The 20,709-nt window shown below is 32.7% G+C and carries 14 protein-coding genes, 1 rRNA gene, 1 pseudogene and 1 other annotated feature; of the genes and pseudogenes, 13 read left to right on the forward strand and 3 right to left on the reverse strand.

All coding sequences use genetic code 11. The features are described from left to right. Positions 1–17: 17 nt before the first annotated feature. Positions 18–134: ribosomal RNA gene (gene rrf, locus GKG00_RS03950) — 5S ribosomal RNA — on the forward strand. A 1,037-nt stretch (positions 135–1,171) separates the two neighbouring features. Here the strand turns inward: rrf and GKG00_RS03955 are convergent. Continuing rightward, positions 1,172–1,777, reverse strand: coding sequence for a hypothetical protein (locus GKG00_RS03955; RefSeq protein ID WP_094210333.1), 606 nt, complete (start codon positions 1,775–1,777; stop codon positions 1,172–1,174). A gap of 216 nt (positions 1,778–1,993) precedes the next feature. Between GKG00_RS03955 and GKG00_RS03960 the strand changes: the two genes are divergently transcribed. Together GKG00_RS03960 and GKG00_RS03965 are read left to right on the forward strand one after the other, a co-directional pair. Continuing rightward, a complete protein-coding gene (locus GKG00_RS03960; protein ID WP_154254371.1) occupies positions 1,994–3,922 on the forward strand; it encodes an oligopeptide transporter, OPT family in 1,929 nt (642 codons plus the stop codon). Further along, entirely contained in the window at positions 3,909–4,253 is a 345-nt protein-coding gene (locus GKG00_RS03965) for a PqqD family protein (protein ID WP_154254372.1), read from the forward strand. Before GKG00_RS03960 ends, GKG00_RS03965 begins: the two co-directional genes overlap by 14 nt. A gap of 1,152 nt (positions 4,254–5,405) precedes the next feature. Here GKG00_RS03965 and GKG00_RS03970 read toward each other — a convergent pair. Continuing rightward, positions 5,406–6,098 (reverse strand): DUF554 domain-containing protein, encoded by a 693-nt coding sequence (locus tag GKG00_RS03970; protein ID WP_241673597.1) that lies wholly within the window; start codon positions 6,096–6,098, stop codon positions 5,406–5,408. A 188-nt stretch (positions 6,099–6,286) separates the two neighbouring features. Between GKG00_RS03970 and GKG00_RS03975 the strand changes: the two genes are divergently transcribed. From GKG00_RS03975 to GKG00_RS03990, 4 genes are all read left to right on the forward strand, one after another. Further along, entirely contained in the window at positions 6,287–7,972 is a 1,686-nt protein-coding gene (locus GKG00_RS03975) for a hypothetical protein (RefSeq protein WP_154254373.1), read from the forward strand. Positions 7,973–7,974: 2 nt separating this feature from the next. Then, a complete protein-coding gene (locus GKG00_RS03980) occupies positions 7,975–8,580 on the forward strand; it encodes an ABC transporter ATP-binding protein (RefSeq protein WP_154254374.1) in 606 nt (201 codons plus the stop codon). Between the two features lie 168 nt (positions 8,581–8,748). Then, the gene (locus GKG00_RS03985) at positions 8,749–11,277 is read left to right on the forward strand and encodes a ribonucleoside-diphosphate reductase subunit alpha (RefSeq protein WP_154254376.1); all 2,529 of its coding nucleotides are present in this window, start codon (positions 8,749–8,751) and stop codon (positions 11,275–11,277) included. A 5-nt stretch (positions 11,278–11,282) separates the two neighbouring features. Continuing rightward, positions 11,283–12,350, forward strand: a complete 1,068-nt coding sequence (locus GKG00_RS03990; protein WP_154254377.1) for a hypothetical protein — start codon at positions 11,283–11,285, stop codon at positions 12,348–12,350. A 100-nt stretch (positions 12,351–12,450) separates the two neighbouring features. After that, positions 12,451–12,701: a binding site (T-box leader), on the forward strand. A gap of 58 nt (positions 12,702–12,759) precedes the next feature. Here GKG00_RS03990 and GKG00_RS03995 read toward each other — a convergent pair. Next, positions 12,760–13,746 carry an IS30 family transposase gene (locus tag GKG00_RS03995; RefSeq protein WP_154254379.1) on the reverse strand — a complete coding sequence of 329 codons (987 nt, stop codon included), beginning with the start codon at positions 13,744–13,746 and terminating at the stop codon, positions 12,760–12,762. Between the two features lie 125 nt (positions 13,747–13,871). Here GKG00_RS03995 and GKG00_RS04000 point away from each other — a divergent pair. From GKG00_RS04000 to GKG00_RS04025, 6 genes and pseudogenes are all read left to right on the forward strand, one after another. Beyond that, positions 13,872–14,876, forward strand: a pseudogene (locus GKG00_RS04000) (ATP-binding cassette domain-containing protein). Then, positions 14,876–15,532, forward strand: coding sequence for a methionine ABC transporter permease (locus GKG00_RS04005; protein WP_094206794.1), 657 nt, complete (start codon positions 14,876–14,878; stop codon positions 15,530–15,532). Before GKG00_RS04000 ends, GKG00_RS04005 begins: the two are co-directional and overlap by 1 nt. 11 nt (positions 15,533–15,543) lie before the next feature. Further along, the gene (locus GKG00_RS04010) at positions 15,544–16,371 is read left to right on the forward strand and encodes a MetQ/NlpA family ABC transporter substrate-binding protein (protein ID WP_154254381.1); all 828 of its coding nucleotides are present in this window, start codon (positions 15,544–15,546) and stop codon (positions 16,369–16,371) included. Between the two features lie 24 nt (positions 16,372–16,395). Then, a complete protein-coding gene (locus GKG00_RS04015; protein WP_154254382.1) occupies positions 16,396–17,511 on the forward strand; it encodes a 5-methyltetrahydropteroyltriglutamate--homocysteine S-methyltransferase in 1,116 nt (371 codons plus the stop codon). A gap of 363 nt (positions 17,512–17,874) precedes the next feature. Then, on the forward strand, positions 17,875–19,455 hold the full coding sequence (locus GKG00_RS04020) for a type I restriction-modification system subunit M (protein WP_154254383.1): 1,581 nt from the start codon (positions 17,875–17,877) through the stop codon (positions 19,453–19,455). Beyond that, positions 19,448–20,701, forward strand: coding sequence for a restriction endonuclease subunit S (locus tag GKG00_RS04025; RefSeq protein WP_154254384.1), 1,254 nt, complete (start codon positions 19,448–19,450; stop codon positions 20,699–20,701). Before GKG00_RS04020 ends, GKG00_RS04025 begins: the two co-directional genes overlap by 8 nt. Positions 20,702–20,709 lie beyond the last annotated feature (8 nt).

Here is a 20,709-nt window from a genome sequence, read left to right on the forward strand (position 1 = left end):
TGTAAAAAGTGAATAAGTATGGTGATAAAAGCAAGAGGGATACACCTGTACCCATGCCGAACACAGAAGTTAAGCCTCTTAACGCCGATGGTACTACGATGGAAACGTCGTGGGAGAGTAGGTAGTCGCCAAACAATTAAGGTCTAACGTGATTTGATCCGTTAGATCTTTTTTATTTTAACCAATGAACCTACGAGCCCACTTGTGGGAGAGCTAGACGGGAAATTTAATGATTTCACTCGCTCAGCCTCACTTCATAAATCTTCTTTTTTTAAAAAGCAAAAATGAAGATTTCCTCGTTCGAAGCGTCGCTCATGAAAAACATTAAATTTCTGGATTATAAATGATGTTGCAACCAGTTGCCACGAATCTATGATTCGTAGGAACTGTCTGCTGTAGGTAGTCGCCAAACAATTAAGATCTAGTGATGACAAGTCCGCTAGGTCTTTTTTGTGCGTTCTTTTAGCTATATTAAGATAGAAAATAGTTTATAGAATTCGCAATACAACAGTTGCAGGATAAACATAGGTAATGAAATAAGCAAACATCTCGCATGAATATCTTGTGAAAAATTTAATGTTCTCACTCGCTCAGCCTCACTTCAGAAATCTTCTTTTAAAAAATTTAACTGAAGATTTCCTCGTTCGAAGCGTCGCTCATAAGAAGCATTAAATTTTATATGGTGATATTCTTAGCTTCGATTGTTTGCTTGAAGGTTTTTCAGTGTTGATGATTGCAGGGAGAGGATAGAAAATGATAAAAAAATTTTCGCTAGACAACAGTTGCAGGACACACGTAGGTTAGAAAGTAAGCAAACATCTTGCACGAATATCTAGACTACGAAAATAAATAAATTCTAAGCTTGTGAACCTAAAATTGTGAACTCGTGCTATGCACTCAAACAGCCCAGTTTTTAACGGTTCCCTTCGCTTGAATTTATGATTATTATCTCCGTATGATATTCTTAGCTTCGATTGTTTGCTCGAAGGTTTCGAGATGTTCAAGAATTGAGAGACACAGATATAAATTTTTGATAAGGATCACTAGACTAGGATAAAGGACGTATAGATTTAAATAGAAAATTATAAAATTAAATCACTAGACTTGGGGGAAAACAGAGAAATAAAAGGATAAAATGATAGCCACTAGATTTCTAGTGGCTAGGTGTTCATTATTTTGCTTTGATTACAAGTTGTTGGTTTGGTCTTTGTAATTTTGCGTTTATGTCTTGTGGTAGGTCGATTTTTGCTTCTTTTCCTGCAGATTCTAAGTTTACTACGTATTTTATTGCGTCGTGTTCTTCTTGTTCTTCAACTTGTGCTGCTTTACCATTTACATTGATTTTTGGTGCTTGTAAGTTCAAGATTGTTTTTGCTTTTTCTGATGATTTTAAGTCTTCTGGAATTTGTACGATGAAGTTTAATGTTTTAGGCATTTCTGCTACTTCAACTGTTGTTTCTTGTGCTAATTCTTGATCATCAGCTGTCAATTTGTAAGCAATTGTGTTTGTTAATACTTTTTGCAATTGTTCGTTTGTCATTTCAGCTGTTAGGTCGTTTACTAATACTTTTGAGCTGTATCCTTGTTCTTGTTCTTGAATTTTTGCGTTTAATTCTTTGATTTTGTTGTTAGCGTCGTTTAAGTTTTCGATAGCAAATTTTTTATCTGTTTCTACTTCTTTTAATTTGCTTTCTAATTCTGATCCTTTTTGATTAGAACATGATGCTAATACAACCATTGATAATACTAATAATACTGTTAAAAATTTCTTTTTCATAATTTCCTCCAATTAATTTATTCCAACTCTTTTATTATACTATTAATTTGGGAAAATTCAAACTATTTTAGTAGAAAAGTTCAGATATTTGTTTCTTAAATATTTTTATAATTATTTGAGTATTTAAGTGTAATGCAATAAATATTATTGACAAAATAAATTCAATTTGGTATAATGATGTTGTAAATTTATATATATAAAAAGGAGGGTATATTTATGAGTAACAATAATAATGACTTTAAGCCTTTTATTTCGGCCGATAAGGTCTTGCCAGAGCTTACACCATTCTCTATTATTTTCGGTATTATCATGGCAATTGTATTTGGTGGAGCTAATGCATATTTAGGTCTTAGAGTTGGCTTGACAGTTTCTGCATCAATTCCTGCTGCAGTTATTTCAATGGGAGTTATCAGATTGATTTTCAAGAGGGATTCTATTTTGGAAAACAACATCGTTCAAACTATAGGATCCGCAGGGGAATCAGTTGCTGCAGGTGCTATCTTTACAATGCCAGCATTATTTATTTGGATGAAGGAATGGAATGAACCAGCTCCATCATTAATCGAAATAGGGGTTATTACTCTTATTGGTGGTTTATTAGGGGTTTTATTCATGGTTCCGTTGAGAAATGCTTTAATAGTTAAGGAACATGGGGTTATTCCATATCCAGAAGGAACTGCTTGTGCAGAAGTTTTATTAGCAGGTGAAGAAGGTGGATCCAAGGCTAAGCTTGTATTCAAGGGTTTAGGTTTGGCTGCTGTATACAAATTCTTTGCTGATGGTTTGAAGATTTTCCCATCTTCATTATCAAAAGAAATTACAGTTAAATCTTTCTCAGGTGCTGGTATCGGTATCGACCCACTTCCATCTTTGGTAGGTGTTGGTTATATTTGTGGTCCTAAGATTTCTGGATATATGCTAAGTGGTGCAACTTTAGGTTGGTTAGTTATTATGCCACTTATGAAATTATTCGGTGGAGACAACATAATCGGTGCTGCAGATAAGGCTATTTCTGCTATGACAGTAAAAGATATTTGGGGTACTTATTTAAGATATATAGGAGCTGGTGCTGTAGCTACTGGTGGTATTATATCTTTAATTAAATCATTGCCACTAATTATTAGAACTTTCAGAGATGCTATGAAAGACTACAAATCACAAGGTTTGGGTACAGACTCAGTTCTTCGTACTGAAAAAGATTTGAGTATGAAATTCATAGGAATAGCTATTCTTGCTATCGCAGTTGTAATGGCTGTTTTACCAATTATTCCAGTTGGTCCTATTGGTTCAATCATTATCGTTGTATTTGGTTTCTTCTTTGCAACTGTATCATCTCGTTTGGTTGGTCTTATTGGATCTTCTAACAACCCAGTTTCTGGTATGACTATTGCGGCTTTATTAATAACTTCATTATTAATCAAAGCTATGGGAAATACTGGTCACGATGGTATGATGATGGCAATTTCAATTGGTACTGTAATCTGTGTTATCGCTGCTATTTCAGGGGATACTTCACAAGACTTAAAGACTGGTTTCTTGGTTGGAGCTACTCCATATAAACAACAAATCGGTGAATTAATTGGTGTTGCTGTATCTGCACTTGTAATCGGAGCTATTTTATGGTTATTAGATTCATCTTGGGGATATGGAACAGACGAACTTCCTGCACCACAAGGTATGTTGATGAAACTTATAATCGAAGGTGTAATGGGTGGATCACTTCCTTGGGGATTAGTTTTCGCAGGAGCATTCATTGCAGTTGTTGTTGAAATTTTAGGAATTCCAGTTTTACCATTTGCAGTAGGTTTGTATTTGCCAATCAACACTTCTACAGCAATCATGACTGGTGGTTTAATCAGATTATTTGTTGACAAGAGAAAAGTTAAAAACGAAGAATTAAGAAAAGAACAAGAAGAAAATGGTGTATTGTTCACATCTGGATTTATTGCAGGTGAAGGTGTTGTAGGTATTTTACTTGCTGCATTTGCTATAATCAAAGTAGGAGACAAGACATTAAGTGAAGTTCTTGATTTATCTTCAAAATTCAACATTGGCACAATTGGATCAATTATAGTATTCATATTGTTATTAGCAGTTCTAGTTAGAACTTGTATTAAGAACGTAAATACTAATGAAGCGAAATAAAAATTTCCTAGAATTTATTCCTGAGGTCAATGACAAGATAGAGTTTTATGAAAAAGATGATCTTGTGTATTTAGTAAAAAAACACAATCATATTTTTGATAAGATTGCTCAAAAGATGTTCTTCACACCAAAAGAATCCAACATCAAGCTTGAAAGTTACGGTAGTGATGTTTTCAGGATGATTGATGGTAAAGCAAACATTATGGAAATTGGGAATAAATTAAAAGAACAATACGGAGATGAGGTAGAACCTCTATACGAGAGACTATCTCAATTCATACAAATTTTATACAACAATGATATTGTTAAACTTAAAAAGAAGTCTGAATAAGGCTTCTTTTTTTATGGGAATTGCAGGACAATATACAAAATTGTGCTGAGTATTCGCTGTTCAACAGATGCAGGACACACAGGGAACAAAATCAAAGCAAACATCTCGCACGAATATCTAGAGTAAAATTTAATAATCTTATTCGCTAGAAATCACAGATCAAGCATTTTGCACGAATATCTAGACTACGAAAATTTGTGATTTCTAAATCTCAAAATCCTGAAATCGCAAGCTCGCTCACGCTCAAGCGGTGCGATTTCTGACGGATTTTTTCGATTTGAAATCAAGAAAATTTTCTCCGTATGATATTCTTAGCAAAAAGGCTTGACTGTTTACATAATTTCAAGATATACAGCTCGATTGTTTGCTTAAAGGTTTCGCGAGTTTTGGGGATTGCAGGACAAGGTTAGAGAGTTGTGTTGGGGTTTCGCTAGACAAAAATGGCAAGACATGGGTAGGTTGGAGATGAAAAATAAAAAACAAGGGAAATGAAGCAATTAACAAAAATTGAGATAGTCTTCTTTAAAAATTACGGGGAAGGGAATGAAAGAAAATGGACACAAAAAAATAAGAGTCATTTTCCATCTTCTGAAACAACTCTTATTTTCCGAGCAAACTGCACTTAAACTGAAATTTTGGTTCGATCATTTCCTTATCCACTCCTTAATAGTAATCTATCAGATAAACTTGCTTTTCAAGATATAACGAATCAATCTTTAAATCTTTAATTAACTAAAGTTTTCGATACTTAGGATAAAATTTTAAATTTTAATGTTTTAAGTTTAAATGTTTAAAGGTTCTAGTTTTATTTGTCTTCAAATAAAACGGGTAGTATTCCTGCGATTTTTGTTTATATATCCTTTTCATCGGAATCAATAAACTAAAGTAACAGTTCTGCTCTACAATTTAGATATCTTTTATTGTAGTATATATATACCCACTGAAAAATGTTTTAAACACTTTTTTGAAGTTTTTTTGAAAAATATTTAAAAAAATTTGAAAAAAATGATTTTGTTTTAAATTTCTCGAAATGAGGTATAATAAAAAAAACACATGATTTAAAATCATGTGCATATAAGAAAGGAGTAAGGGGAGTCAACTCTGGAAAATTTTGAAGGCATGAGAGTTTTCCCCTCTAACTTATTAACTAATTTAGATGTGAAGTAATTGTTTGATGATAAACCAAAATATTGGAATAAATATTGCTGGAATGTAATCCATGATTTTGAATTTTTTAATTTCTAGCATATCTATACCAAGTAGGACTATCAACAATGATCCTACTACGGAGATGTTTTCAATTACTTCTGGTACTAAGACTTTGCTTAGTGATGTTGATAATAAAAATATTAGTGTGTTCATCACAAGTCCAACAACGCCTGACAGTGCAACTGTGAATCCGTATGTTGCTGAGAACAAAAATGTTGTGATACCGTCTAATATTATTTTAAATTGCATTATGTCAGCGGATCCGCTTAATCCTAAATTCAATGGAGCAAGGATTGCCAATGATCCGATATTTTGTAGCATTATTAATGCAATAGCGCCTTTCATGGACGAGCCAGATGAGTCTGGAACTTTGTTTTGCAAATACTCTACAAGGTTGGCTAATTTCTTATCCAAATCAAGACCGTTACCTATTATAGCACCGATAACTAAGGAAATCAACATAAAAATAAAATTATTTGTTTTGACACTTCCTTGGATTCCCATTATTAATATACAAACGGCGACAACGTCCATTATACTTTTTATTAGTTTTTTTGGTAGGAAAGATTTCAAAAGTCTTCCCAAAAGGGCTGCGACTGCAACCGCTACAACATTTATTAATATGTAAAACATCATAATCCTCCACGAAATATGATAATATATTTTATTCAATTTGTAAAGTAATATTTTTATTAATTAACAATGTAATATTTGAAAGTGGTAAAAATATGTAAATATAATATCACAATAAAATAATCTGCATAAAAGCTACATACTAAATAAGTAAAAATATGTCAATAATTTGTAAAATTTAGGAGTTCGATATGAACGAAAAAATCGAATTAATCAAAACTAAAGAGATAAATTTCCTCAAAGAATTGGACAATTCTGTCATTAGATTCAAGCACAGTCTTCCTCATCACAATGACAGTTTGTTAAATAGGGCTCTTGTGGAAAAATTTATAGCTCAATCTAAGATTGATTTTTATGAGGAATATAAGGATGTATCTTCTCAGTATAATTACATATACACTAAGAATAAACTTGTAGAAGAAAGATGCGATGAAATCATTCAGATTTTTCAAGATATGGAAAATGATATGAGTTTTTTGGACGATGCTATCAAAAATTCTGGAGATATAGAAAAAGGATTTAATTTTAGGTTTTATTTGAAGAAAATTGTAGAGAGTTATAAATTTTCACGCGATAATTCAATAGACACGGATAAGAAAAGTAAAAGAGCTCATCTTAAATCGAAAAATAAAAGGGAGTTCATAGTAAGTGAGTATTCAAAGGATAGCGTGTATTTGTACAGTGTTAAGAGAAGCCTGAAGCATGTGTACAAAAAGAGAATAAATACTGAGGTGAACAAGCTTAGGCGTGATTTGTACGATTTGAGAAAAAATATGAAGGTTGATCCCAAAGATTACGATACAACATTCAAGGCTTTATATTTAATTCCTGGTGTGGGACAGCTTCAGTTCAATCAACTGTATAAGTTTTTGATTATGATTGCGATATTTTTGGCGAGTGTGTTCATTCTTATTGGAGATACGCATATCGATAAACTGGATGAGTTTATTATTGGCATATTGGTCGTTTTGGAAATTATCAATATAGTAAATTATAAAAAAATCGTCAGAGATATTAATAAAGGAATTCGTCCGAATAATTTTAGAGAGTCGATTATTAACATAAAATTAAAGGTTAAAGGATTTTTCATTAATAATATTAAACTTATTTACTGGATACTGTGTGGAATAGTTGCCGTTTTTAATATTTTTGTTGTGATTGCAACTGTTTTGGGAGAGGATTTGACACTTGTTCTGAAAAATTACGAACGATTTTACATTCAGTTTAATTTGAAGATAGTGTGTGCGTGTGCTCTACTTAGTGTGATGGTGTTTTCTATTGGAGAGATTGTATCTTTGATTGTGTGGAGGATTTTCTCCAGAGTTGACAAGGAACTGAATCTTTTCATGTGTATTATGTCAATTGCATCACTGTTTGTATTGCTGATGTTTCCAAATGATTTTGTGTTTACGAAAATATTTGGAATTTTCAACCAATACGTACTTCACGACCAAAGTTTGATGTTAATTTTTAGGTTGACTTTTTGGTTACTTATAGGTGCGCTAACAGCTTATAACGTGTATTCAATGCAAAGAATAGGATTTTTCTCTAATAATATCAATTATTTGATGCACAATGACGATATGAACAAGTTTGAGTATTATAGATGGGTTGTGTTTCCGATTTATTCTAACAAGGTTAATTTGATTACGATTTTGTTGAATTTTATGGCTTTTTATGTGATGTTTTGTTTCACTGGAGTGTATTTTTCTCACATGGTCGATATTTACAATGAGGGTGCTATGGATATTCTCATATTTTTTGTAAGAAAGCTTAACAGTAATTATTATTACTTGATAGGTTTTATAATTGTGGCGATATTTTCTGTTGTCAATTTGTGTTGGGATATTATAACTAAGATTAGGGTTAGAAGGTAGTTATGGATATTGTATTTGAAAATTATAGTACGAATTATTTTGAAAATTTGACAGGGAAAATCTCTCAGAATTGTCAGGTTTTTTCAAACAAAATAACTTTGGATAAGTTCATAGCTGTATTAATGAATGTAAAATACGCAAATGGGAAGATGTTAATAGATGGAAAGATTTCAAACAATGTGATATCGAAGTACCGTGGATTTTATGTTGTGGATGAGTTTATGTTGTATCCTCATTTGAATGTGTACGATAATTTGTCGTTGGTGTTGCGTTCAATGAAGATGTCTCCTGTGACAATTTACAGGAGAATTGAGAGTTTGAATGAAAGTCTGAATGTGGATTTGGATAATAAGTTAAAAGAATGTGATGATGATACTATCATCAAACTTTTTTATGCGAAGGTTGTGTTGGCGCAGAGTCAGTTTGTGATTATAAAAAATTACAATAATTACACAAAAATTTTTGCTAAGAAAAATCTGAGAAAACTTACTCAAATGTTTTATGAGAAGAATATCAACTATATTATTTTGTGTGACAAGAAGAAAAAATTAGTTGATGATTTACCGATTTTAAAGCTAGGAAAGAGTAGAATTTCTGATGTAAAATGATTTGAACATTTTATTAAAATTATATATTTTTAGCTTTTTGAAAAATTTTAATACTATATTTTCAGTGTTATTTCACTTAGATTTGTGGTAATATTTAATAGGAATTAATACTATAAATTGTAGTTGGGTTTTTATAATCCACTATATACACGATAAAAGGGAGTAATAATGGAAATAAAAAAGAGAGATGGCAATATTGTCGATTTTGATAGGTCGAAGATAAAATTAGCCATGAAAAAAGCTTATGCTTCTGTAGGAATTTATGCAGAGGAAAATGAATTGGAAGCTATGGCACAAGAAATTGAAAACACTATTGTGAACAAGTATCCGAAAAATCATGTGGTTACTGTGGAAGAAATTCAAGATTTGGTGGAATTGACTTTGATTGATCACGGTCAATACAAGGTTGTAAAATCTTTTATTTTGTATCGTGCAAAACATACCACAGACAGAAAAGTTATCGAAGAGTTCGAAAGATTTATCACAGATGAAGATGTCATCGAAATCATTAGATATATTCAAGAACATTACGATTCTACTAGGTATTCGATTGAGAATTTGTATTTGAAGTTCGAATCATTTGTTAAGCCTAATTTGTCACAATACGATATGGTGAATTTATTGTCGAAAGCTTCTGGGGAACTTGTTAGTAAGGAAGCTCCAAATTGGGAATATATTGCATCTTTGTTTATGAATTATAATTTGAAACAAAATATTAAGAAGTTAGAAGTTCAATACGATCTTCAAGATTTCAAATCAAAGATTAAGTTTTTGGATGAGAGAGGATTGTATGGTTCATACATCAGAGAAGTGTATACTGATGATGATATTGACGAATTGGAAAAATACATTGATGACGATAGGGATAAGTTATTCACATTCAGTGCTTTGGATTTGATTATAAAAAGATATTTGATTAAAACTCATGACAACAGAGTGATGGAATCTGCACAAGAAATGTTCATGGGGATTGCGATGCATTTGGCACTTAAAGAAAAGGATAGAATTCATTGGGCAAAGAAGATCTACGATAATTTGTCCACATTGAAAGTGACTGTGGCAACTCCTACGATGAGTAACGCCAGAAAGCCATTCAATCAATTGTCAAGCTGTTTCATAGACACTGTTCCTGATACTTTGGAAGGAATTTATCGTTCGATAAATAATTTCGCACAAGTTTCTAAGCATGGTGGTGGAATGGGATTGTATTTCGGAAAAGTTCGTGCAAATGGATCCGACATTCGTGGTTTCCAAGGTGTTGCAGGTGGAGTTATCAGATGGATTAAACTTGCAAATGATACTGCTGTTGCAGTGGATCAATTGGGAGTACGCCAAGGTTCTGTAGCTGTGTACTTGGATGTGTGGCACAAGGATATATTGGAATTTTTGCAACTTAGAACAAACAACGGTGATGACAGAATGAAGGCACACGATGTGTTCCCATCTGTTTGCTACCCTGATTTGTTCTGGAAGATGGTTCGTGACGATATAGACGGAACTTGGTATATGTTCGACCCACACGAAATCTCTGTGAAAAAAGGATATAACTTGGAAGATTATTATGGAGACGAATGGGAAAAAAGATACAACGAATGTGTGCTTGACGAAAGTATTTCCAGACGTAGCATAAAAGTAAAAGATTTGGTAAGACTTATTATAAAATCATGGACAGAAACAGGAACTCCATTCACTTTCAACCGTGATACTGTAAATAGAATGAATCCAAACAAACACAAGGGAATGATTTATTCTTCTAATTTGTGTACAGAAATTATGCAAAATATGAGCGAAATTCATTCTATTAGTGAAACTATAGAAACAGAGGACGGAGACGATATTATCGTTACAAAAACAAAACCAGGAGATTTTGTTGTGTGCAACTTGGCTTCTCTTGTTTTGGGAAATATTGATGTGAACAATGATGAAGAATTAGAAGAAGTTGTGGAAACAGCGGTTAGAGGACTTGATAATGTTATTGATTTGAACTTTTATCCATTGGAATACGCAAAGTACACTAACAAAAAATACCGTCCAATCGGACTCGGGACAAGTGGATATCATCACTGCTTAGTAAAAAACAATATTATGTATTCTGATATTGAAAAGCATTTGGAATTTGCAGATAAATTGTACGAAAAAATCAATTACTACGCTATCAAAGCAAGTAATAAAATCGCCAAGGAAAAAGGATCCTACGAATATTTTGAAGGTTCTGATTGGGAAAATGGCGAGTATTTCAAATTAAGAGATTACAATTCTGAAAAATGGAACGAATTGTATCATGATATTAAGAAAAACGGAATGAGAAATGGATATTTGATGGCAGTGGCACCAACTGGTTCAACTTCTATAATCGCAGGAACTACTGCGGCAGTAGATCCTGTAATGAGCAGATATTTCCTTGAAGAAAAGAAGGGCACAATTGTTCCACGTGTTGCTCCAGGACTTAGCCCACAAACATTCTGGTTGTACGAAAATGCCCACGAATTGGACCAAAATATAACTGTAGATGCGACAAGTATAAGACAACGTCACATCGACCAAGGACAATCGGTCAACATTTACATCACGACTGATTATACGATGAGAACAATATTGAATATCTACATCAGAGCGTGGGAAAAAGGAATCAAATCCATCTATTATGTAAGAAGTAAATCATTAGAAGTGGAGGACTGCGATAGCTGCAGTGCATAATTTTTATGAAAAAATTATTATCAGTAATGTTGAGCTTGGCGCTTGTACTTGGAGTTACAGGTTGTAACAAAAAAGAAAAAAAAATAGAATGTAAAGCTACAGTAGAGCAAGTTCAACCAAAAGACGATTTGAATGGCAAAAAGCCAAGCGAAATTGATTCGTCGGTAAATTACGATGAATACGTGGATACGAAGGACAAATTAATCAAAGTCATCAAAAAATTGCACGAAACACGTGGCAAAGAAGAGATAGTATTCTTGGGCAATGACAAATCGCAAGTCGAAAATTTTATGAATGAATACGATAAGAACGATAAGAAAACTGCCGAAGATAATTTGGTAGTTGGAGATATGAAATTTGTGAAGGATTCTTCAATCGGTAAACCAATTTTCTCTATGAAATTAAAATCGGTGTTGAACGAAGATTTCAGAGATGAGCCTTATAGCTTGGAATTCACTTACAAATACATCGATAAGCTAAACGAATTGTCAGAAAAAGTAAAAGGCAAGGATGATTTTGAAACAGTAAAAAATTTGGCGAAAGTTTTGATTGACGATTACAGATACGATCCACAGCTTTCATCGACATTTGGTTGTGATTTGTTGTTGAACAAAGAAGGAACTTGTAATTCGTTCAGTGAACTTGCCAATGATGTGCTAAATAATTGCGGAATTTATTCTGAAATTTGGTGGGTGGATTCAATGCCTGACGATGAATTGGACAAAAATTCCAATCCATACAGAAATCATTCAATCGACAGAGCAAGATTAAATGGCAAGATGTATTTCTTGGATTTTACTCATTCTACGATTTCTCATAAGAACGCAAAAGACTACGGATTTGAAAATAGGCCGAAGCTGATTATGGAAATACTACCAGAAGTAGAACGCGGCAAAAACCAACTATACACTGGATATTCAAAAGTTCGTGAACCTATTTTGGTTAACAAAGGATTCTGTGACGGACATTACAGCATCGACAATCCTTATGCAAAGTATTCTGACCTAGGTTTGGGTTGGACAACATACGGGCAATTACTGGATAATTTGCGTAAAAACCCGTACTTTAAGTAGTTATAATTAAATGACAAAAAAGTTTTTAAAAGTTTTTTGAAAAAAAGCTTGACAAATATTTTTGGAGCGTGTATTATATATCCATAAGCTAAATGAATAAACATTAACGTTGATAAGAAGAGTAAACAATGAATGCTTTTTCAGAGAGTCTCAGTTTGGTGAAATGAGATAAAGAATAGTTGTTGAAAATGGTCTTGGAGTTAGAAAAGTCGAACGGCATTTGCTTTTAAACTTTTCCGGTTGCATCCGATATCTTGTGCTAGGTATGAATACGTACTGAATAATGAGAAAATGCATATGTATATATGTATTTAAAAATAAGGTGGTAACGCGGATATATTCGCCCTTATGTGATGAATGTCACATAAGGGCTTTTTTTATTGACGAATTGTCAAATCAAATGCAACACCTATGGTAAGAAACCAAAAAGTTCTTCTTTAGGTGTTTTATATTTTATACATTTCCTAGGTCTATTATTCATTAAACTTAAGTTATAATTTAAATCATTAATATTTACTTCCGATAAATCCATACCCTTAGGATAAAACTCCCTTAAAAGTCCATTACTATTTTCATTTGTACCCTTTTGCCATGCACAGTAGGGGTCACAAAAATAAGTTTTACATCCTAACTCTTTTTCTATTTTCTCAAATTCTGAAAATTCTTTACCTCTATCAAAAGTTATTGTTTTCACTAATTCTTTGGGAAAATCTTTTAGTGCATTGATTATTGCAGGTGTTACATTTTCTGATTTTCTATTTTCAACTAGAATTGCTATATAGTATCTAGATTTTCTTTCTGCTAAAGTTACGAAACAGTATCCACTTTTTCTTTTATGATCGAACCTGCCTGATTCTACTGTATCTGCTTCCCAGTGACCTAGCTCTTGCCTTTTGTATATTTCTTTAGGTCTTTTCTTAATAGTTCTGCCTTTATCGTTAAATTTTCCTCTTTTTTCTGCTGGTCTTTTAAATCTTCCTTTTCTTCTCAAATTTTCCATACTGGTTTTTGGCAGTTTTTTTGCGTGTATAAGCCTATATATAGTTGATGTAGATGGTATATGATTAATAGAATTTGTATTTCTATTTGATATTTGTTCAGGTGACCAATGTTCATTAATTTTTATAGTTAAATACTCAATAACATCTTTAGAAAACTTGGTTTTCCTATGACAATCTTTCCTTCTATGACGATATTTGTCATTTGCCTTTATTGGGAAGTATTTAGTGTAACTTCCTCTACTGGATTTTATTTTAGAAGAATTTCTTTTAATTTCTCGAGATATTGTACTAGGTGACCTTTTAAGCGCTTGTGCAATTTTCCTTATACTCATTCCTAAATTTAAAAATTGATAGATACAAGATCTCTCTTCTATGGTAAGATGGTTATAGCTCATAGTTAATCGCTCCTTTTAATATGTTTTGTTTGGTCACTTACATATTAACACAGCTGATTAGCTATGAGTTATTTTGTGTTGCACTTGTTATGATAAATTATCTATTATAAAAATGAGGTGAGATTATGATTGAAGTATTAAATTTGAAAAAAACTTTTAATACAAGTGAGAAGGAATTTAATGCAGTTGATGATGTAAGTTTCAAGGTAAATAAGGGTGAAATTTACGGAATAATTGGTTTGTCAGGAGCTGGCAAATCGACACTTGTAAGACTTCTAAACAGATTGGAAGAACCGACAAGTGGTAAAGTCATCATCGATGATGTTGACATAACATCGTTGAAGCAAAAGGAATTATTGGAAGCGAGAAAAGAAATCAGCATGATTTTCTAACATTTTAATTTGTTTAATCAAAAAAATGTCTACGAAAACATTGCTTATCCGTTGAAACTTCAAAACATTCCAAAAAATGAAATAGAAAAAAGAGTTAACGAATTATTGGATTTCATTGGACTAAGAGATAGAGCAAAAAGTTATCCTAGCCAATTATCCGGCGGACAAAAACAAAGAGTTGCGATTGCAAGGGCATTATCCACAAATCCTAAGGTGATTTTGTCAGATGAATCTACAAGCGCACTTGATCCACAAAACACACAACAAGTTTTGGAGATATTGAGAAAATCAGTAGACAAATACAAAACCACGATAATAATGATAACTCATCAAATGGAAGTTGCAAAAGATGTTTGTGACAGGATTGCAGTGATGGAAAATGGAAAAATCATCGAAGAAAATTCTGTCGAAGAATTATTCAAAAATCCCAAAACAGATGTCACTAGAAACTTCATCAGAAAGCTTGTAGAAGAGGATGAAGAAGAGATAATAACTGACGATTTTAAGGGAGATGTCGTTAGATTAACTTATTCCAAGAAGTCTTACAACAAACCGATATTATCACAAGCAGCGAGAATTTCAGGAATAGATTTTAGTATAATATCTGGAAATATCAACAAACTTCAATCCACAGGTGTTGGATACACAGTGGTTGAACTTATCGGTGACAAAGAAAATATACAAAAAGCAAAAGACTTTTTGACAGAAAATGATATTAGAGTAGAGGAGGTTAAATAATGGATGATTTATTACATTTGGTATTAGAAGCCACAGGCGAGACATTGTACATGATTTTAGTAAGTACATTCTTCACAATTTTATTTGGCCTTCCATTGGCACTTATTTTATATACAACTGGACAATCGGGACTTAATCCAAAACCAAAACTATACGCGGTGTTGGATGTAATAGTTAACATTACGAGATCATTTCCATTCATCATATTGATGATAGTATTACTTCCACTTTCAAAGTTGATCGTAGGAACAAAAATAGGAACATCAGCATCCATCGTTCCATTGACAGTTGGTGCAATTCCATTTTTGGCGAGATTATTCGAGCAAGAATTCTTGAATGTGGATAGAGGAATCATTGAAGCGTCCAAATCAATGGGTGCAAGTAATTTTAACATATTGACAAAAGTATTGATTCCAGAATCATTGCCACAATTAGTGTTGGCAATAACAAACTTAATGATAACATTGATTGGATATTCTGCAATGGCAGGAACAATCGGTGGAGGAGGCTTGGGAGCCTTGGCAAAAAGATACGGCTACGACAGATTTAACACAGAAGTATTATTGTGGGCAGTAGTTGTAATTATAATCTTGGTTGAAATTGTACAAATATCAGGTACAAAAATTTCAAATAAATTAAACAAAAAAAACATATAGGAGTGGTAAAAATGAAAAAGAAAATTTTATTAGTAGTATTGGCATTAGCATTGGTATTAACATCATGTGCTAAAAAAGAAAGCAAAACAGAAGACGGACAAACAACAAACACAGATAACAAAAAGGTTGTAATTGGAGTATCTCCAGCACCTCACAAAGAAATTGCAGAAAAAGCAAAAGAAATATTAGAAAAAGATGGAATTGAACTAGAAATCAAAGAATTTGACGATTATGTAACACCAAACACATCACTTGAGGAAAAAGACATTGACTTGAACTTCTTCCAACACATACCTTATTTGGAAAACTTCAACAAAGAAAGAGGAACAAAAATCGTATCATTAGGTGGAGTTCACATCGAACCATTGGGAGTTTATTCTAAAACTTACAAATCACTTGATGAATTAAAAGACGGAGACGAAGTTATAATCCCAAATGATGCTACAAATGGAGCAAGAGCATTAAAGATTTTGGAAGAAAATAATGTTATTAAATTAAAAGAAAACGCAGGATTGGAAGCTACTGAAAAAGACATTGCAGAAAATCCTAAGAACTTGAAATTCACACCGGTTGAAGCTCCAACTATTCCAAGAGCATATGAAGATGCTGCAATTGCTGTAATTAATTCAAACTACGCATTAGAAGCAAATCTATCACCAAAGAAAGATGCAATTGCAACAGAAAAAGCAGAGGGAAACCCATTTGCAAATGTAATAGCAGCAAGAGAAGCAGACAAAGATAACGAAACTTACAAGAAAGTATTGGAAGCTTTCCAATCAGACGAAGTTAAGAAATATATCGAAGAAAAATTTGAAGGTGAAATAATACCAGCAAAATAGGAAACATTAAGGGGGAGATTGAAAATGAGTTTACACGTACCATTTAGATATGATTATGTAGGAAGTTTCTTGAGAGATGAAAAATTACTAAAGGCAAGATCGGACTTCGAAAAAGAAATAATCACAAAACAAGAACTAAAAGAAATAGAAGATGAATGCATCAAAAAATTAATCAAAAAACAAAAGGAATTGGGCTATCACGTAATAACTGATGGAGAATTCAGAAGAAAAAGCTGGCATTTGGATTTCTTCTGGGGACTAAACGGAATAAAAAGAGTTGAACTTGACCATGGATATTATTTCCATGGCAAGGAAACTTACCATACATCAGTACAAGTTGAAGGTAAAATCACAGGCGAAAATCATCCATTTGTAGAACATTTTAAATTCGTAAAACAATTTGAAGATGACAATACAATCGCAAAACAAACAATACCTGCACCAGCACAATTAATCGTGGAATTATTCAGAGAAGATAATGCAGAAATTACGAAACAAATCTATCCAGATTACGAAAAGTTGGAACAAGATATCGCGAGGGCTTACAAACAAGTTATCAAGGATTTGTATGAAGCAGGATGCAGAAATATACAATTTGACGATTGCACATGGGGAATGTTAGTAGATTCTGATTATATCAACAGAAAATACGGAGAATCAGTTTCATTGGATGATGAAGCTAACAAATATTTGAGAATCAACAACTTAGCACTTGAAGACAGACCAGAAGATTTGACAATTACAACACATGTATGCAGAGGAAATTACGAATCAACATATGCAGCAAGTGGTGCCTACGATAAAATCGCACAAATATTATTTGCACAAGAAAACGTAGATGCATTTTATCTTGAATACGATGACGAAAGATCCGGCGGATTCGAACCATTAAAATACGTTTCTGGGGATAAGAAAGTTGTACTTGGACTAATCACATCAAAAAGAGGCGAACTAGAAAACGAAGATGAAATCATCGCTAGAATTCACAAAGCATCTGAATTCATATCTCTTGATAGATTGTGTCTGAGTCCACAATGCGGATTTTCATCTAACGAAAATGGAAACATATTAACGATTGAGCAACAATGGGAAAAACTAAAACTAATTAAAAAAATAGCTGAAAAAGTTTGGGGAAAATAAGTAATCATATATCTCATTTTTATAAATTGCAGGCAATGAAAATTGCCTGTAATTTTTTGTGTGAAAAACACCGCTATATAAGATTAACAGAATAGATTATACTCAAAAATGAAACCTCCAATAATTAAATAGTGATAACTGACAAGCTGGACTAATTAACAAAGTAGGCTATCGTCATGATAGATAACAATAGCCTATCACGAACAAGCTAAAAATGTAAACAAAATCAAAAATACAAATCATTTAATATCTGAAATATAAAACACGAGGTAGTCAATTAATTATATGATATAATTAAAATGAAAAATTACGTAAAATTTTATAAAACATAATTAGAAATTAACATAAATAGGAGAGATGAAAATGTCAGTAGTATCAAATGAAAATAACGAGTCAGCACAAAGAACGGAACTTCACAGGAAAATTTGGGCGATTGCAGATGATGTCAGAGGTGCTGTTGACGGATGGGACTTCAAACAATACATATTGGGAATTTTATTCTACAGATTTATCTCAGAAAACATCACAGAATTTTTCAACAAAGTTGAACACGAAGCTGGAGATGAATCCTTCGATTATGCAGAAATAACAGATGAAGAAGCAGAAATAGATTTCAGACCAGATACAGTGGAAGAAAAAGGGTTTTTCATACTACCAAGTCAATTATTTCAAAATGTCGTAAAAACTGCACGCACCAATGAAAATTTGAACACAGATTTGGCAAATATATTCAAATCAATCGAAAAAAGCGCAATAGGATATCCTTCAGAAGATGACATCAAAGGATTATTCGAAGACGTTGACACCACAAGCAACAAACTTGGAGCAACGGTAGCTGAGAAGAACAAAAGATTATGCGACATACTAACTGGAATTGACAAAATTAATTTCGGTAAATTTGAAAACAACGACATCGACGCATTCGGCGATGCATACGAATATTTGATATCCAACTATGCAAGTAATGCAGGAAAATCAGGAGGAGAATTCTTCACTCCACAAACAGTGTCAAAGCTTTTGGCAAGGCTTGTAATGGACGGCAAAACAAGCATTAACAAAGTATATGATCCGACATGTGGCAGCGGCTCTTTATTACTTCAAATGAAAAAACAATTTGAAAAAAATATAATTGATGAAGGATTTTTCGGACAAGAAATCAACATGACCAACTTCAACCTTGCTCGTATGAATATGTTCTTGCACAATGTGAATTACAATAATTTTTCGATAAAAAGAGGAGACACGTTGCTCAATCCATTGCACAATGATGAAAAACCATTCGATGCAATAGTATCCAATCCACCATATTCAATTAAATGGGTTGGAGACAATGATCCTACACTAATCAACGATGAAAGATTTGCACCAGCAGGAAAGCTTGCTCCAAAATCATACGCAGATTACGCATTCATAATGCATTCATTATCATACCTTTCAAGTAAAGGAAGAGCTGCGATAGTTTGTTTTCCGGGGATATTTTACAGAAAAGGCGCCGAAAAAACCATCAGAAAATACTTGGTAGACAACAACTTTATCGATTGTGTCATTCAATTGCCGGAAAATTTATTCTTCGGAACATCAATCGCAACATGTGTACTTGTAATGGCGAAAAACAAAACAGAAAACAAAATACTGTTCATAGATGCAACCAAAGAATTCAAAAAAGAAACCAACAACAATATATTAGAAGAAAAAAACATAAATGCAATTGTAGACGAGTTCAGAGACAGAAAAGAAATAGAATATTTCTCAAGATATGTAGACAAATCAGAAATAGAAGAAAATGAATACAACTTGTCAGTGTCAACATACGTTGAAAAAGAAGACACCAGAGAAAAAATAGACATCAAAGTACTCAACAAACAAATCGAGCAGACAGTACAAAGAATAGATGAATTGCGAGCTTCAATAAATAAAATAGTAAAGGAGCTTGAAGATGAGTAAAATAGATGAATTATTAAAAAATGAAAAAGTTGAGTGGAAAAAACTAGGGGACGTTTGTGAAATAAAAAGAGGAAGAGTAATATCTAAGAAGTATTTAAAACAAAATCCTGGGGAGTATCCAGTTTATTCATCTCAAACTAGAAATAATGGGGAAATAGGAAAAATAAAAACATACGACTTTGATGGTGAGTATGCAACTTGGACAACAGATGGAGCCTATGCAGGAACTGTTTTTTACAGAAATGGAAAATTTTCTGTTACTAACATTTGTGGGATTATTAAACCAAATGATAAGAAAGAATTATTAGTTAAATTTATAGTATATTGGTTACAGATTGAAGCGAAAAAACATGTTAAAGGAGGATCTGGCAATCCAAAGTTGATGAGTAATGTTGTAAATAATATCAAAATCCCAATCCCGTCATTTGAGACACAAGAAAAAATCGTCGAAATACTTGACAAATTCACAAATTATGTTACTGAATTACAGGCTGAATTACAGGATAGGACTAAACAATACGAATACTACAGGGATATGCTATTAAGTGAGGATTATTTGAATAAATTGTGCAAAAATCCTGAAATAAATTCTTATAAGTTAAGATTTACTACTTTAGGAGAAGTAGGTAAATTTATAAATGGTTCAGGAATGCCAAAGACTATGTTTACCAGCGATGGAGAAGTTGGCGCAATTCATTATGGACATATCTATACTAAATATAGTGTATTTGTAAATGAGCCAATTGTAAAAGTTAGTAAGAATGACGCAGAAAAACTAAAAAAAGTTAATAAAGGAGATTTAGTTATTGCTAGAACATCAGAAAATATAGATGATGTTATGAAGACAGTTGCATATCTTGGCAACTCACAGGTTGTGGCAGGAGGTCACACTGCTATTTTTAAACATAGAGAAAATCCAAAATATTTATCTCATTTATTTAATGGATGTAGTTCGTTTTTGAAACAAAAAATTAAATATGCTCGAGGAGTTAAAGTTATTGAAATTTCTACTGAAGAAATGAAAAAGATAAAAGTGATTCTTCCTCCACTTGAAATTCAAAACAAGGTTGTTGAGGTGTTGGATAAGTTCCAAGCTTTGCTTACTGATACTGAAGGATTGTTACCACAAGAGATTGACCAAAGGCAAAAACAATACGAATATTTTCGTGAAAAACTCTTGACATTTGACGGAAATGTGGTAAGCAAGCAAGCAAGCAAGCAAGCAAGCAAGCAAGATAATATCTAATAGATATT

The organism is Finegoldia sp. BIOML-A1, from assembly GCF_009678325.1.
In the GTDB taxonomy this organism is placed as follows: Bacteria; Bacillota; Clostridia; order Tissierellales; family Peptoniphilaceae; genus Finegoldia; species Finegoldia magna.